The organism is Enterobacter cloacae complex sp. HYC003_NIDB (assembly GCF_056673375.1).
In genome coordinates this window covers 3,948,967-3,964,823 of record NZ_CP114220.1, presented here as the reverse complement: position 1 = coordinate 3,964,823, position 15,857 = coordinate 3,948,967, and the positions used below count along the sequence as shown (strand labels likewise).

General features: G+C 53.8%; 14 protein-coding genes. 10 read left to right on the top strand and 4 right to left on the bottom strand.

Annotated elements, in window-relative coordinates; all coding sequences use genetic code 11:
• The first annotated feature begins 37 nt into the window (after nucleotides 1-37).
• Both degP and O1722_RS19045 read left to right on the top strand, forming a co-directional pair.
• Nucleotides 38-1,471 carry a serine endoprotease DegP gene (gene degP, locus O1722_RS19050; RefSeq protein WP_015572718.1) on the top strand — a complete coding sequence of 478 codons (1,434 nt, stop codon included), beginning with the start codon at nucleotides 38-40 and terminating at the stop codon, nucleotides 1,469-1,471.
• A gap of 146 nt (nucleotides 1,472-1,617) precedes the next feature.
• Nucleotides 1,618-2,775, top strand: a complete 1,158-nt coding sequence (locus O1722_RS19045) for a CdaR family transcriptional regulator (protein WP_003856217.1) — start codon at nucleotides 1,618-1,620, stop codon at nucleotides 2,773-2,775.
• Between the two features lie 89 nt (nucleotides 2,776-2,864).
• On the opposite strand, the gene O1722_RS19040 is transcribed toward O1722_RS19045, so the two are convergent.
• The 4 genes from O1722_RS19040 to map form a co-directional block, all read right to left on the bottom strand.
• Nucleotides 2,865-3,254 (bottom strand): DUF3461 family protein, encoded by a 390-nt coding sequence (locus O1722_RS19040; protein ID WP_015572719.1) that lies wholly within the window; start codon nucleotides 3,252-3,254, stop codon nucleotides 2,865-2,867.
• A 111-nt stretch (nucleotides 3,255-3,365) separates the two neighbouring features.
• Nucleotides 3,366-4,190: a 2,3,4,5-tetrahydropyridine-2,6-dicarboxylate N-succinyltransferase gene (dapD, locus tag O1722_RS19035; RefSeq protein ID WP_003856214.1), complete on the bottom strand. Its 825-nt coding sequence runs from the start codon at nucleotides 4,188-4,190 to the stop codon at nucleotides 3,366-3,368.
• A 32-nt stretch (nucleotides 4,191-4,222) separates the two neighbouring features.
• Nucleotides 4,223-6,898 carry a bifunctional uridylyltransferase/uridylyl-removing protein GlnD gene (gene glnD / locus O1722_RS19030; protein ID WP_023295946.1) on the bottom strand — a complete coding sequence of 892 codons (2,676 nt, stop codon included), beginning with the start codon at nucleotides 6,896-6,898 and terminating at the stop codon, nucleotides 4,223-4,225.
• A gap of 62 nt (nucleotides 6,899-6,960) precedes the next feature.
• Nucleotides 6,961-7,755, bottom strand: coding sequence for a type I methionyl aminopeptidase (gene map / locus O1722_RS19025; protein ID WP_032652626.1), 795 nt, complete (start codon nucleotides 7,753-7,755; stop codon nucleotides 6,961-6,963).
• Between the two features lie 321 nt (nucleotides 7,756-8,076).
• Here map and rpsB point away from each other — a divergent pair, with 321 nt between their 5' ends.
• The 8 genes from rpsB to rseP all read left to right on the top strand — a co-directional run bounded on the left by rpsB (nucleotide 8,077) and on the right by rseP (nucleotide 15,841).
• The gene (rpsB, locus tag O1722_RS19020) at nucleotides 8,077-8,802 is read left to right on the top strand and encodes a 30S ribosomal protein S2 (protein WP_003856207.1); all 726 of its coding nucleotides are present in this window, start codon (nucleotides 8,077-8,079) and stop codon (nucleotides 8,800-8,802) included.
• 117 nt (nucleotides 8,803-8,919) lie between these two features.
• Nucleotides 8,920-9,771 (top strand): translation elongation factor Ts, encoded by an 852-nt coding sequence (tsf, locus tag O1722_RS19015; protein ID WP_015572722.1) that lies wholly within the window; start codon nucleotides 8,920-8,922, stop codon nucleotides 9,769-9,771.
• Nucleotides 9,772-9,920: 149 nt separating this feature from the next.
• Nucleotides 9,921-10,646: a UMP kinase gene (gene pyrH, locus O1722_RS19010; RefSeq protein ID WP_002889306.1), complete on the top strand. Its 726-nt coding sequence runs from the start codon at nucleotides 9,921-9,923 to the stop codon at nucleotides 10,644-10,646.
• 167 nt (nucleotides 10,647-10,813) lie between these two features.
• Nucleotides 10,814-11,371 (top strand): ribosome recycling factor, encoded by a 558-nt coding sequence (gene frr, locus O1722_RS19005; RefSeq protein WP_017383739.1) that lies wholly within the window; start codon nucleotides 10,814-10,816, stop codon nucleotides 11,369-11,371.
• 92 nt (nucleotides 11,372-11,463) lie between these two features.
• A complete protein-coding gene (gene ispC / locus O1722_RS19000) occupies nucleotides 11,464-12,663 on the top strand; it encodes a 1-deoxy-D-xylulose-5-phosphate reductoisomerase (protein WP_015572723.1) in 1,200 nt (399 codons plus the stop codon).
• Nucleotides 12,664-12,848: 185 nt separating this feature from the next.
• On the top strand, nucleotides 12,849-13,607 hold the full coding sequence (gene ispU, locus O1722_RS18995) for a (2E,6E)-farnesyl-diphosphate-specific ditrans,polycis-undecaprenyl-diphosphate synthase (protein WP_003856176.1): 759 nt from the start codon (nucleotides 12,849-12,851) through the stop codon (nucleotides 13,605-13,607).
• Nucleotides 13,608-13,619: 12 nt separating this feature from the next.
• Entirely contained in the window at nucleotides 13,620-14,477 is an 858-nt protein-coding gene (cdsA, locus tag O1722_RS18990) for a phosphatidate cytidylyltransferase (protein ID WP_003856175.1), read from the top strand.
• Between the two features lie 11 nt (nucleotides 14,478-14,488).
• Nucleotides 14,489-15,841, top strand: coding sequence for a sigma E protease regulator RseP (rseP, locus tag O1722_RS18985; protein ID WP_023303108.1), 1,353 nt, complete (start codon nucleotides 14,489-14,491; stop codon nucleotides 15,839-15,841).
• The last annotated feature ends 16 nt before the right edge of the window (nucleotides 15,842-15,857 follow it).

Here is a 15,857-nt window from a genome sequence, read left to right as displayed (position 1 = left end):
CAATTTTGCGTTATCTGGTAAATCGAGATTGAGAAACATGAAAAAAACCACATTAGCAATGAGTGCACTGGCTCTGAGTTTAGGTTTAGCGCTGTCCCCTCTGGCGATGGCGGCCGAGACAGCTTCCTCGGCAGCGACTGCGCAGCAGATGCCAAGCCTGGCCCCGATGCTCGAAAAAGTGATGCCATCGGTGGTGAGTATCAACGTTGAGGGCAGCACGACCGTCAATACGCCGCGTATGCCGCGTAATTTCCAGCAGTTCTTCGGCGATAATTCGCCATTCTGCCAGGACGGCTCGCCATTCCAGAGTTCTCCGTTCTGTCAGGGCGGCGGCGCAGGGGATGACGGTCAGGGCGGCGGCCAGCAGCAGAAATTCATGGCACTCGGCTCGGGCGTTATTATTGATGCAGCGAAAGGCTACGTGGTGACCAATAACCACGTGGTAGATAATGCTAACACCATTAAGGTGCAGATGAGCGATGGCCGTAAATTCGATGCCAAAGTGGTTGGTAAAGACCCGCGCTCCGATATCGCGCTGATTCAAATCCAGGATCCGAAGAACCTGACGGCGATTAAGCTTGCCGACTCTGACGCGCTGCGCGTGGGTGACTACACCGTCGCCATCGGTAACCCATTTGGTCTGGGCGAAACCGTGACCTCGGGTATCGTCTCTGCGCTGGGACGTAGCGGCCTGAATGCGGAAAACTATGAAAACTTCATTCAGACGGATGCGGCCATTAACCGTGGTAACTCCGGCGGTGCGCTGGTTAACCTGAACGGTGAGCTGATCGGTATCAACACCGCTATCCTGGCACCGGACGGTGGCAACATCGGTATCGGCTTTGCTATCCCGAGCAACATGGTGAAAAACCTGACTGCACAGATGGTGCAATATGGACAGGTGAAACGCGGTGAGCTGGGGATCATGGGTACCGAACTGAACTCCGAGCTGGCGAAAGCGATGAAAGTGGACGCTCAGCGCGGCGCATTCGTAAGCCAGGTCATGCCGAACTCTTCGGCGGCGAAAGCCGGCATTAAAGCGGGTGACGTGATCACCTCTCTGAACGGTAAGCCGATCAGCAGCTTTGCCGCCCTGCGTGCGGAAGTGGGTTCTATGCCAATCGGCAGTAAAGTGACCCTCGGCCTGCTGCGTGAAGGTAAGCCGGTTAACGTGAGCCTGGAACTGCAACAGAGCAGTCAGAATCAGGTGGATTCCAGCACCATCTTCAGCGGTATTGAAGGTGCTGAAATGAGCAACAAAGGGGCAGATAAAGGCGTGGTGGTGAACAACGTGAAAGCGAACTCACCTGCTGCCCGTATCGGCCTGAAAAAAGGTGATGTGATCATGGGCGCTAACCAGCAGCCGGTGAAAAACATCGCTGAACTGCGCAAAATTCTCGACAGCAAGCCGTCCGTGCTGGCACTGAATATTCAGCGTGGTGATACCTCTATTTATCTCCTGATGCAGTAATCTTCTTAAGCCCCTGTTCGCAGGGGCTTTCTCTTTTCTGTGACCTTTCCCACAAATCCATACATCTCTCTCTGCCTTTGGGCATCTGCACAATGCAGCCTTAGCTGAACTTCCCTATTCTTGAGCTCTGCTCACGGGAGGGTTATATGGCTGGCTGGCATCTTGATACCAAAATGGCGCAGGATATCGTGGCGCGAACCATGCGCATCATTGATACCAATATCAACGTAATGGATGCCCGTGGGCGCATTATCGGCAGCGGCGATCGTGAGCGTATTGGGGAATTGCACGAAGGGGCGTTGCTGGTGCTCTCTCAGGGGCGCGTGGTCGATATCGATGACGCCGTGGCGAAACATCTCCACGGGGTCCGTCAGGGGATCAACCTGCCGCTGCGTCTGGAAGGAGAGATTGTTGGCGTTATCGGTCTGACCGGCGATCCTGAATCGCTGCGTAAATACGGCGAGCTGGTCTGCATGACGGCGGAGATGATGCTGGAGCAGTCGCGTCTGATGCATCTGCTCGCCCAGGACAGCCGCTTGCGTGAAGAGCTGGTGATGAATTTGATTCAGGCGGAGGAGCACACGCCTGCCCTGAGCGAATGGGCGCAGCGTCTGGGTATCGACCTGAATCAGCCGCGCGTAGTCGCCGTTATTGAGGTGGATAGCGGCCAGCTTGGTGTGGACAGCGCCATGGTGGAGCTACAGCAGCTGCAAAACATGCTGGCGACGCCGGAGCGTAACAACCTGGTGGCGATTGTCTCTTTGACGGAAATGGTGGTGCTCAAGCCTGCGCTTAATCAGTTTGGTCGCTGGGACGCGGAAGATCATCGTCGCCGCGTTGAGCTGCTCATCGAGCGCATGAAGGAGAACGGACAGCTCCGTTTTCGCGTCGCGCTGGGAAATTACTTTACCGGGCCGGGAAGTATTGCCCGTTCATGGCGAACGGCGCGCACCACCATGATGGTAGGGAAACAGCGCATGCCGGAGAGCCGCAGTTATTTCTATCAGGATCTGATGCTGCCGGTCCTGCTCGACAGCCTGCGCGGTGGCTGGCAGGCCAACGAGCTGGCGCGTCCGCTTGTGCGTCTGAAAGCGATGGACAACAACGGGCTGCTGCGCCGCACGTTGCAGGCATGGTTCCGGCATAACGTGCAGCCGCTGGCAACGTCAAAAGCGCTGTTTATTCACCGTAATACGCTGGAGTATCGGCTAAACCGGATCTCGGAACTGACGGGGCTGGATTTAGGGAATTTTGACGACCGGCTATTGCTGTATGTGGCGTTGCAGCTGGATGAACAGAGATGATGCTGTTTGCCGGGTGGCGGCTTCGCCTTACCCGGCCTACATGCGTTCATAGGCCCGGTAAGCGAAGCGCCACCGGGCAATAAAACGGCTCATTTGTTACGCGTCAATTTCTCAAGATCCGCTTCAATCTCGCTGATCTTATTGGTGACTACGCTTTCCAGGTGACGCAGGTCGTCAAGGATCTTACGTTTCAGATCGACTTCGCTGCGGTCGCGCTGGCAGATTTGATCGAGTTCGTCGATCACGTAGCGCAGGTTAGGGCTGATTTCCTGTACTTCTTTATATCCCTGACCGATACCGTCAGCGACAACGGTCTTACGCTGGCGAGGGTATTTAAACTTCACGCTTTTGGCGAAGAACTCTCCTTTGTCCTTGTGAAAATAGATTTTCAAAATATCGTTATTGGCTTCCTGACGGAGACTATAACGATCAATTTCATCAGGATTGGTAATGCCCAGACTTTTCAGATTATCGTACATAGCGGTACCCTTGATCTCAACATAACCTATGAATAATTAACGAAAAAATCTATTTTCGCCACCTTCGGATATAAAAAAAGCGGGGTTGCCCCCGCTTTTTGTTATACCCGATTAATCGATGGTGCGCAGCAGTTCATTGATGCCCACTTTACCGCGCGTTTTCGCGTCCACTTTTTTCACGATGACCGCGCAATACAGGCTGTATTTGCCATCTTTAGACGGCAGGTTGCCGGAAACCACAACGGAACCAGCTGGAACGCGGCCGTAGTGAATTTCACCGGTTTCGCGATCGTAAATACGGGTGCTCTGGCCAATATAAACGCCCATGGAGATCACAGAACCTTCTTCGACGATCACGCCTTCAACCACTTCGGAACGTGCGCCGATGAAGCAGTTGTCTTCGATGATGGTTGGGTTAGCCTGAAGTGGCTCAAGAACGCCACCGATGCCCACACCGCCGGACAGGTGAACGTTTTTACCGATCTGCGCGCAGGAGCCGACGGTAGCCCAGGTGTCCACCATGGTGCCTTCGTCAACGTAGGCGCCGATGTTCACGTAGGATGGCATCAGCACGGTGTTGCGTGCGATGAAGGCACCCTGACGAACGGCCGCGGGTGGTACTACGCGGAAGCCCTCTTTCTGGAAGCGCGCTTCGTCGTAATCCGCAAATTTCATTGGCACTTTATCGAAGTAGCGGCTTTCTGCTCCGTCGATAACCTGGTTATCGTTGATACGGAAAGAGAGCAGCACAGCTTTCTTCAGCCATTGATGAGTAACCCACTGACCGTCGATTTTTTCTGCCACGCGCAGCGCGCCGGAATCCAGCAGGGAAATAACCTGGTTTACCGCTTCACGGGTCACGGTATCCACATTTGCCGGAGTGATGTCGGCGCGACGCTCAAAAGCGGACTCAATAACGTTCTGTAACTGCTGCATTGTTTACTCTTTCCATTTCACTAAAAAACACGTCACCCTTTATCGTTTGGATTGAGGGCTGCTGTCAACCGTTGTTGCACTTCAAGTTGCAGGTCATTATTAAGGGCACGCCGGTCGGCCGTCGCGATTATAAATAAATCTTCTACTCGTTCGCCAATGGTTGTAATTCGGGCGCCGTGAAGCGAAATTCCCAGATCGGCAAAAACCTGACCGACGCGGGCGAGCAGCCCTGGCTGGTCGAGCGCAATCAGCTCAAGGAACGATTTACGGTCGGTATGGGTCGGCAGGAAATTGACCTCGGTATCGACGGTAAAGTGGCGCAGTTTTGCCGCCTGACGACGCGGCTGCGGAGGTTGCCAGCTGCGCTGCGTAATCGCCTGCTCGAGGCCAAAGCGTATCCCCTCATGCCTGTCCGACGACAGCGGGCTGCCGTCCGGCTCCAGCACAATAAAGGTGTCCATCGCCATGCCGTCGCGGGTGGTAAAAATCTGCGCGTCGTGCACGCTCAGGTTACGCCTGTCCAGCTCGGCACAGACCGCTGCAAACAAATAAGGCCGGTCCGGACTCCAGATAAAGATCTCTGTCCCGCCGCGCGTGGCCTGCGGGCTGAGCAGAATCATCGGTTTTGTCAGGTCGTGCTTCAGCAGATGCCGGGCGTGCCAGGCAAGCTGGTTTGGGCTGTGGCGCACAAAGTAGTTGGCGCGACAGCGCGCCCAAATCTGATGCAGCGCCTCTTCGTTGATGTTATCCATGCGCAGCAGAGCCAGCGCCTGCAACTGATGGTGGCGCACACGCTCGCGCATGTCGGGGGTGTTCTGCATCCCGCGACGCAGCTGTTTTTCGGTGGCGAAGTAGAGTTCGCGCAGCAGGCTCTGCTTCCAGCTGTTCCACAGGGTTTCGTTGGTGGCGCAGATATCGGCTACCGTCAGGCAGACCAGGTAGCGCAGGCGGTTCTCCGTTTGCACTTCCTCGGCGAACTGCTTGATCACTTCCGGATCCTGAATATCACGACGCTGAGCGGTAACTGACATCAGCAGATGATGGCGAACCAGCCAGGCGATAAGCTGCGTTTCACGCGAGTTCAGGCCGTGCAGCTCGGCAAATTTCAGCACGTCCTGGGCACCGAGTACGGAGTGGTCGCCGCCGCGACCTTTGGCGATATCATGGAACAGGGCGGCGATCAGGATCAGCTCCGGGTGCGCCAGACGTGGCCACAGATCAACGCACAGCGGATGGCGGGATCGCGTCTCTTCTTTAGCGAAGCTTTCCAGCTTCAGCATGACGCGGATTGTGTGCTCATCTACCGTATAGGCGTGAAACAGGTCGAACTGCATCTGCCCGACAATATGCGACCACTGGGGCATATAGGCCCACAATACGCTGTGACGGTGCATCGGCAGCAGACCGCGGCTGACGGCGCCCGGATGACGAAGCATGCTCAGGAACAGCGAGCGCGCCTCCGGGATGTAACACAGCGGCTGCTTCAGATGGCGTCGTGCATGGCGCAGATGACGCAGGGTGGTGGAGTAGATCCCGGTGATCGTGCTGTTGCGCACCATGGTGTAGAACATTCGCAGGATCGCTTCCGGTTCGCGAATGAACAACGTTTCGTCGCGCAGATCGATAAGCGTGCCGCGCAGCTGAAATTCGTCATCAATCGGACGCGGTTTTTCGTCTGCCGTCAGCGCGAGGATCGCCTCATCGAACAGCTGTAACAGCATCTGGTTTAGCTCAGAGACGCGGCGGGTGACGCGGAAGAAATCCTTCATCATTTGCTCGACCGGCTCGTTGCCCTCGCCCTGGTAATTCAGGCGCTGCGCCACGCTGAGCTGTCGGTCAAACAGCAGGCGGTTATCGTAGCGGGTGACTTCCAGGTGCAGGGCAAAACGGATGCGCCACAGCAGATGCAGACACTCATTGAGTTCGTTACGTTCGGCTTCGGTCAGAAAACCAAACCCGACCATTTCGTCCAGCGATGTTGCCCCAAAATGGCGACGGGCGACCCATTGCAGCGTGTGGATATCGCGCAGGCCACCGGGGCTGCTTTTAATATCCGGTTCGAGATTATAGCTGGTACCGTGATAGCGCTGGTGGCGCTGGTTTTGTTCTTCGACTTTCGCGGCGAAGAATTTTTCCGAAGGCCAGAAGCCGTCGCTAAAGATGTGCTTTTGCAGTTCGAGGAACAGCGCAACGTCGCCAATCAGCAGGCGGGTTTCAATCAGGTTGGTGGCGACGGTCAGGTCAGATAACCCTTCCAGCAGACACTCTTCCAGCGTGCGTACGCTGTGGCCCACTTCCAGCTTTACGTCCCAGAGCAGGGTCAACAGTTCACCGATTTTCTGCGCCCGATCGTCCGGCAGTTTTTTACGGCTTAAGATCAGCAGGTCGATATCAGAGAGTGGATGCAGTTCACCCCGGCCATAGCCGCCGACCGCAACCAGCGCGACGTCGCTCACCTGTCCGAAACCGTAGTCGATCCACAGACGTTGCAGGAGCTGGTCGATAAATTCGGTGCGCGCTTCAATGAGCTGTTCGGCCGAAATGCCTGCGTCAAATGCGTTACCCAGCCAGCGATGGAAAACCTCCATGTGGGCTTTGATATGCGCGCAGGTCAGCTCATGTGGTGGCCAGACGCCCGGGTTATCAGGCTGGTCGGGGAGGGTGGGAAGTGCTGTATTAGCATACTGTTCGGGTAAGAGATTACTCATCGTGCGCCACCCATAAGAAAAAGCTATCGCCATTAAAAAAGCCGGCATTCGCCGGCTTCTTATCACTCAATGTTCGTCAGTATCGCCGGGATGGTGTCATCCTTGCGCAACGTCATAATTTCGCAGCCGTTGTCTGTAACCACAATAGTATGCTCGTACTGGGCAGACAAGCTTCTGTCTTTGGTTTTTACCGTCCAGCCATCTTTCATGGTACGGATGCGGTAATCACCCGCGTTGACCATTGGTTCGATAGTGAAGGTCATGCCCTTTTGCAGCACTACGCCACCGTCGTCTGCATCGTAGTGCAGAACCTGCGGTTCTTCATGGAACACACGACCAATACCGTGACCGCAATATTCGCGCACCACGGAGAAACCTTCCGCTTCCACAAATTTCTGGATTGCGGCACCGATGGTGCGCAGGCGGATGCCCGGCTTCACCATTTTCAGCGCCAGGTAGAGGCTCTCTTGCGTCACTTTGCACAGACGCTCGCCCAGAATCGTCGGCTTGCCAACGATGAACATCTTAGAGGTGTCGCCGTGGTACTCGTCTTTAATCACGGTCACGTCGATGTTGACGATGTCGCCATCTTTCAGCAGTTTTTCGTTGTCCGGAATGCCGTGGCAAACCACTTCATTAATAGAGATGCAGACGGATTTCGGGAAACCGTGATAGCCAAGGCAGGCGGAGACCGCGTGCTGCTCGTTGACGATATAGTCGTTACAGATGCGATCCAGTTCGCCAGTGCTGACGCCCGGTTTCACAAACGGCTCGATCATTTCCAGCACGTCCGCGGCCAGACGACCGGCGACGCGCATCTTTTCAATTTCTTCAGGTGTCTTAATAGAGATAGCCATGTAATCTGTCCATCGGTGTCGATTTTTTCGACAATACTAGTGTAAGTGTTGTCAATGGTATCAGTCAGGCGCACCCCGTGCCAAATTGAGAATCATTAACAGCACACTCCGCCAACAATTATTGGTTTCTGGCCGTGTTTTGTGATATAAAGCGCGCCGGACTTCCGATCCATCTCAGATACACAGGCTGGACGGGAGCGACAAATCTCACTTTGTGTAACAACACACACGTATCGGCACATATTCCGGGGTGCCCTTCGGGGTCGGTAATATGGGATACGTGGAGGCATAACCCCAACTTTCAATATAGAGGTTTTAAACATGGCAACTGTTTCCATGCGCGACATGCTCAAGGCTGGTGTTCACTTCGGTCACCAGACCCGTTACTGGAACCCGAAAATGAAGCCTTTCATCTTCGGCGCACGTAACAAAGTTCACATCATCAACCTTGAGAAGACTGTACCAATGTTCAACGAAGCCCTGGCTGAGCTGAACAAGATCTCTTCCCGTAAAGGTAAGATTCTGTTCGTTGGTACTAAGCGCGCTGCAAGCGAAGCTGTGAAAGATGCTGCTAACAGCTGCGACCAGTTCTTCGTGAACCATCGCTGGTTGGGCGGCATGCTGACCAACTGGAAAACTGTTCGTCAGTCCATCAAGCGCCTGAAAGATCTGGAAACCCAGTCTCAGGACGGTACTTTCGATAAGCTGACTAAGAAAGAAGCGCTGATGCGTACTCGTGAACTGGACAAGCTGGAAAACAGCCTGGGCGGTATCAAAGATATGGGCGGCCTGCCAGACGCGCTGTTCGTAATCGATGCAGACCACGAGCACATCGCAATCAAAGAAGCTAACAACCTGGGTATCCCGGTATTCGCTATCGTTGATACCAACTCCGATCCGGACGGTGTTGACTTCGTTATCCCGGGTAACGACGACGCAATCCGTGCTGTTAGCCTGTACCTGAGCGCTGTAGCTGCTACCGTTCGTGAAGGCCGTTCCCAGGATCTGGCTTCTCAGGCGGAAGAAAGCTTCGTAGAAGCTGAATAATAAGGTTTTACCCCTTATTAGTACCGTGTATGAATAGGGGCCCATTATCGGCCCCTTTTTTCAATTTATACTGTTTGGCTCCCGGCCGGGCAGTTCACATCTCCCGAGGATTTAAGAATGGCTGAAATTACCGCATCCCTGGTAAAAGAGCTGCGTGAGCGTACTGGCGCAGGCATGATGGATTGCAAAAAAGCGCTGACCGAAGCGAACGGCGACATCGAGCTGGCAATCGAAAACATGCGTAAATCCGGTGCGATCAAAGCAGCTAAGAAAGCAGGCAACGTTGCTGCTGACGGCGTGATCATCACCAAAATCGACGGCAACTACGGCATCATTCTGGAAGTTAACTGCCAGACTGACTTCGTTGCTAAAGATGCTGGTTTCCAGGCATTTGCTAACAAAGTTCTGGACGCAGCGGTTGCAGGCAAAATCACTGACGTTGAAGTTCTGAAAGCACAGTTCGAAGAAGAGCGTGTAGCGCTGGTTGCTAAAATCGGTGAGAACATCAACATCCGTCGCGTTTCTTCCCTGGAAGGCGATGTTCTGGGCTCTTACCAGCACGGCGCGCGTATCGGTGTTCTGGTTGCGGCTAAAGGCGCTGACGAAGAGCTGGTTAAACAGCTGGCAATGCACATCGCTGCAAGCAAACCAGAATTCGTTAAGCCAGAAGACGTGTCTGCTGAAGTGGTAGAGAAAGAGTACCAGGTTCAGCTGGACATCGCGATGCAGTCTGGTAAGCCAAAAGAAATCGCAGAGAAAATGGTTGAAGGCCGCATGAAGAAATTCACCGGCGAAGTTTCTCTGACTGGCCAGCCTTTCGTAATGGATCCAAGCAAGTCTGTTGCTCAGCTGCTGAAAGAGCACAACGCTGATGTAACTGGCTTCATCCGCTTCGAAGTGGGCGAAGGCATCGAGAAAGTTGAGACTGACTTCGCAGCAGAAGTTGCTGCAATGTCCAAGCAGTCTTAATGATTGAAAAGGAGCCGCCTGAGGGCGGCTTCTTTTTGTCACCCGTCTCACGAAATCAGACAGGCTCCAGTATCGCTGTGCTGATTTGCGACATATCATGTCGCCAGAATTAACCCCATCTTAATCGTTGACAGTCTCAGGAAAGAAACATGGCTACCAATGCAAAACCCGTGTACAAACGCATTCTGCTTAAGCTGAGTGGCGAAGCGCTGCAAGGATCGGAAGGCTTCGGTATTGACGCAAGCATCCTTGATCGCATGGCACAGGAAATCAAAGAACTGGTCGAACTGGGTATTCAGGTTGGCGTGGTCATTGGCGGTGGCAACCTTTTCCGTGGTGCTGGTCTGGCGAAAGCGGGGATGAACCGCGTAGTGGGCGACCACATGGGTATGCTGGCAACCGTGATGAATGGCCTGGCGATGCGTGATGCGCTTCATCGCGCCTATGTGAACGCTCGCCTGATGTCCGCTATTCCTTTGAATGGCGTATGCGATAACTACAGCTGGGCAGAGGCCATCAGCCTGCTGCGCAACAACCGCGTGGTGATCCTCTCCGCCGGTACGGGTAATCCGTTCTTTACCACCGATTCCGCAGCCTGCCTGCGCGGTATCGAAATCGAAGCCGATGTGGTGCTGAAAGCGACCAAAGTAGATGGCGTGTTTACTGCCGACCCGGCAAAAGATCCTTCAGCGACCATGTACGATCAGCTGACCTACAGCGAAGTGCTGGAAAAAGAGCTGAAAGTGATGGATCTTGCCGCCTTTACGCTGGCTCGTGACCACAAACTACCGATCCGTGTCTTCAACATGAACAAGCCAGGCGCGCTGCGTCGCGTTGTTATGGGCGAAAAAGAAGGCACTTTGATCACGGAATAATTTCCGTCGGCGATAAATACAGGTAAGATTCCGCTTTATTTCGACGTGGTATCTTACCCGGGCGCGCCTTTGGCGTTGTCATGAATTAAACGCGACTATACTTAGCACACCTGTAGCGCTGTGCTGGCGGATAGTCTGCCTGAGACAAGTTTTCAAGGATCCGTAACGTGATTAACGACATCAGAAAAGATGCTGAAGTACGCATGGAAAAATGCGTAGAAGCGTTCAAAAACCAAATCAGCAAAATCCGTACTGGCCGTGCTTCCCCAAGCCTGCTGGATGGCATCATCGTAGAATATTACGGTACGCCAACGCCTCTGCGTCAGCTGGCGAGCGTGACGGTAGAAGATACCCGTACCCTGAAAATCAACGTGTTCGACCGCTCAATGAGCCCGGCCGTTGAAAAAGCAATCATGGCATCTGACCTGGGTCTGAACCCAAGCTCAGCCGGCGCGGATATTCGCGTTCCACTGCCTCCTCTGACGGAAGAGCGTCGTAAAGACCTGATCAAAGTAGTGCGTGGCGAAGCTGAGCAGGGTCGTGTTTCCGTGCGTAACGTGCGTCGCGATGCGAACGATAAAGTGAAAGCCCTGCTGAAAGAAAAAGAGATCAGTGAAGATGACGATCGTCGTTCTCAGGACGACATTCAGAAAATGACCGACGCGGCCATCAAGAAAATTGATGCGGCGCTGGCAGAAAAAGAAGCGGAACTGATGCAGTTCTGATTTTCGCTGTACACTGATAAACGCCGTTCAGAAGGACATTGGGTCTTGCTGGCGGCGTTTTGCTTTTATCTGGTCTAACTTTTGGGCATCTCATGAAGCATCTCACTCTCCTCGGCTCGACCGGCTCTATCGGTTGCAGCACTCTCGACGTTGTACGTCATAATCCTGACAGCTACACCGTAGCCGCGCTTGTGGCCGGAAAAAACGTGCAGCGAATGGTCGAACAGTGCCTGGAGTTTACCCCCCGTTTTGCGGTGATGGATGATGAAGAGAGCGCCCGCCAGGTGAAAGCGCTGTTGCAGGAGAAGGGCTGCCGTACCGAGGTGCTCAGCGGGCAACAGGCGGCGTGCGATATGGCCGCGCTTGATGAAGTTGATCAGGTCATGGCGGCAATCGTCGGGGCGGCGGGTCTTCTGCCGACGCTTGCCGCTATTGATGCGGGGAAAGATGTCCTGCTTGCGAACAAAGAGTCGCTGGTCACCTGTGGACGCCTCTTTATGGAGGCGGTAAAACAGCGTGGGGCGCGTCTTTTGCCGGTCGATAGCGAGCACAACGCGATTTTTCAGAGTTTGCCTCAACCTTTTCAACAAAACCTGGGGTACGCTGACCTGGAGCAGAATGGCGTTGTGTCGATTCTGCTTACCGGGTCTGGTGGCCCGTTCCGTGAAACGCCACTGTCTGAATTGAGCGCAATGACGCCGGATCAGGCGTGCCGTCATCCGAACTGGTCAATGGGGCGTAAGATCTCCGTCGATTCGGCCACCATGATGAACAAAGGTCTGGAATACATTGAAGCTCGCTGGCTGTTCAATGCGTCGGCGAAACAGATGGAAGTGCTGATCCACCCGCAGTCGGTGATTCACTCGATGGTGCGCTATCAGGACGGCAGCGTGCTGGCCCAGCTGGGCGAACCGGATATGCGTACGCCTATTGCTCATACGATGGCGTGGCCAAACCGCGTTAAATCGGGCGTTAAACCTCTCGATTTTTGTAAGCTGAGTTCACTGACGTTTAGCGAGCCTGATTACGACCGTTATCCCTGTCTGAAACTGGCGATGACGGCCTTCGATCAGGGGCAGGCGGCGACAACGGCGCTTAATGCAGCCAATGAAGTGACCGTTGAAGCATTCCTGAATCAGCAGATCCGCTTTACTGACATCGCCGCGTTGAATTTATCCGTGCTGGAGATAATGGATTTGCGTGAGCCGCAGAGCGTGGAAGAGGTGCTGGCCGTGGATGAACAGGCACGCATTGTTGCGCGTAAACAGGTGACACGTCTCGCAAGCTGGTGATAAAGCAAGCACTAGTCGTCGTGCTATTTGTTAGCGTTGGGCTTCAGTGATATAGTCTGCGCCACCTGATCGCAGGTATTTGGCTTTAAGTGGTCAGGTAAGCCGTGGTTTGACACGGCTTTTTTATGTATAGGCTTCAGTATTCCTGTGTACCGTTAAATCCTTTCAGGGACTAAAAACGCGTTATGTTGTCTGCGAATCAACCAATAAGCGAAAACTTGCCAGCACATGGCTGTCGCCATGTTGCAATCATCATGGATGGCAATGGCCGCTGGGCGAAAAGACAAGGGAAGATACGAGCCTTTGGGCATAAAGCTGGGGCGAAATCTGTTCGCCGCGCCGTCTCTTTTGCCGCCAATAACGGCATTGATGCGTTAACGCTCTATGCTTTTAGCAGTGAGAACTGGAATCGACCTGCGCAGGAAGTGACTGCGTTGATGGAACTGTTCGTGTGGGCGCTCGATAGTGAAGTAAAAAGCCTGCACCGCCACAACGTCCGCTTGCGTATTATTGGCGAAACCAGTCGTTTTAACTCACGTTTGCAGGAACGGATTCGCAAAGCAGAAGCGCTGACGGAAAATAATACCGGCCTGACGCTCAATATCGCGGCGAATTACGGCGGACGCTGGGATATTATCCAGGGGGTTCGGCATTTGGCTGAGCAGGTTCAGGAAGGGCTGTTAAGACCCGACCAGATTGATGAAGAGGCGCTGAGTCAGCAAATCTGCATGAATGAACTGGCACCCGTGGATTTGGTTATAAGGACAGGGGGGGAACATCGCATAAGTAACTTTTTGCTGTGGCAAATTGCCTACGCCGAACTTTACTTTACGGATGTTCTTTGGCCAGATTTTGATGAACAAGACTTTGAAGGTGCGCTGCATGCCTTTGCCAATCGAGAGCGTCGTTTCGGCGGCACCGAGCCTGGTGGCGATAACGCCTGATGGGGGTAGCTTTTGCTGAAGTATCGCCTGATTTCCGCTTTTGTATTAATACCCGTCGTCATCGCAGCGCTGTTTTTACTGCCTCCGGTGGGATTCGCTATTGTTACGCTGGTGGTGTGTATGCTCGCCGCGTGGGAATGGGGGCAGCTTAGCGGCTTTACCTCGCGCACTCAGCGGGTATGGCTGGCGGTACTCTGTGGTTTTTTACTGGCCCTGATGCTGTATACCTTGCCTGAATATCATCATGATGTTCACCAGCCGCTGGTTGCCGGATCCTTATGGATATCGCTGGCCTGGTGGATTGCTGCGCTTGTTTTAGTGCTTTTCTATCCGGGCTCTGCGGCGATCTGGCGTAACTCTAAAGTGTTGCGCCTTATTTTTGGTCTGCTCACGATTGTTCCGTTTTTCTGGGGGATGGTTGCGTTGCGCGCCTGGCACTATGACGAAAACCACTACAGCGGCGCGATATGGCTGCTTTATGTGATGATTCTCGTCTGGGGGGCTGACTCCGGGGCCTATATGTTTGGTAAACTGTTCGGCAAACATAAACTGGCGCCAAAGGTTTCTCCGGGCAAAACCTGGCAAGGCTTCATCGGCGGCCTGTTTACGGCAGCGATTATCTCCTGGGGCTATGGCGTCTGGGCGAATCTTGAGGTTGCCCCCTCGACGCTGCTGGTATGTTCGATTTTCGCGGCGCTGGCATCGGTGCTGGGTGATTTAACCGAGAGTATGTTTAAGCGTGAAGCAGGGATTAAGGACAGTGGTCACCTGATTCCAGGACATGGCGGAATACTGGATCGCATTGACAGCCTTACCGCGGCTGTTCCCGTATTTGCTTGCCTGCTTTTACTGGTGTTTGGGACGATATAACGGAAGGTTTTATGCTGAGCATTCTCTGGAATCTGGCGGCGTTCATTGTTGCACTGGGTGTACTGATTACCGTGCATGAATTTGGCCATTTCTGGGTTGCCCGGCGCTGTGGTGTGCGGGTGGAGCGATTCTCGATTGGCTTTGGCAAATCGCTCTGGAAGCGCACCGATAAGCATGGCACCGAGTTTGTCATTGCTCTGATTCCCCTGGGCGGCTATGTCAAAATGCTCGACGAACGCGTTGAGCCTGTCGCCCCGGAACTTCGCCATAGCGCGTTTAACAATAAAACTGTTGGACAACGTGCTGCCATCATCGCTGCCGGCCCGGTAGCCAATTTCATCTTCGCTATCTTCGCTTACTGGCTGGTGTTTATCATCGGTGTGCCTGGCGTGCGCCCGGTCGTGGGCGAAATCACTACGGGTTCTATTGCGGCAACGGCGCAAATTACACCGGGAATGGAACTTAAAGCGATTGATGGTATCGAAACCCCTGATTGGGATGCCGTGAGGTTACAACTGGTTGCCAAAATTGGTGATGAGCAGACAACCGTCAGCGTATCACCTTTTGGTTCCGACCAGCGGCAGGAAAAAGTGCTGGATTTACGCCACTGGCGCTTTGAGCCAGACAAAGAGGACCCTGTCGCCGCACTCGGGATTCGACCGCGCGGCGCGCAGATCGAGCCGGTATTAGCCGAAGTACAGGCCAAATCGGCAGCGAGTAAAGCAGGTTTACAAGCGGGTGACAGGATCGTTAAAGTCGATGGTCAGCCATTAACACAATGGATGACCTTTGTTACTCTGGTGCGCGATAATCCAGGCAAGCCGCTCGCGCTGGAAGTGGAAAGGCAGGGGAGTTCGCTCTCACTGACTCTCACCCCGGATACCAAATCGGGCGGCGGTAAGGCGGAAGGGTTTGCAGGCGTTGTGCCGAAAGTGATCCCACTGCCAGATGAGTACAAGACAATACGCCAGTATGGGCCGTTTAGCGCCATCGTTGAGGCCACGGATAAAACATGGCAGCTGATGAAGCTTACGGTCAACATGTTGGGGAAATTGATAACCGGTGATGTGAAACTGAACAACCTCAGTGGGCCAATTTCGATTGCTCAGGGGGCTGGGATGTCAGCGGAGTTCGGGGTGATTTACTATCTCATGTTCCTTGCGCTGATTAGCGTGAACCTGGGGATAATCAACCTGTTCCCGCTTCCCGTATTAGATGGGGGCCATCTGCTGTTTTTAGCGATTGAAAAGCTAAAAGGCGGACCGGTATCCGAGCGAGTTCAAGACTTTAGTTATCGCATTGGCTCGATTTTGCTGGTGCTGTTAATGGGGCTTGCACTTTTCAATGATTTCTCTCGGTTGTAAGAGAGTTAGTTAGGAA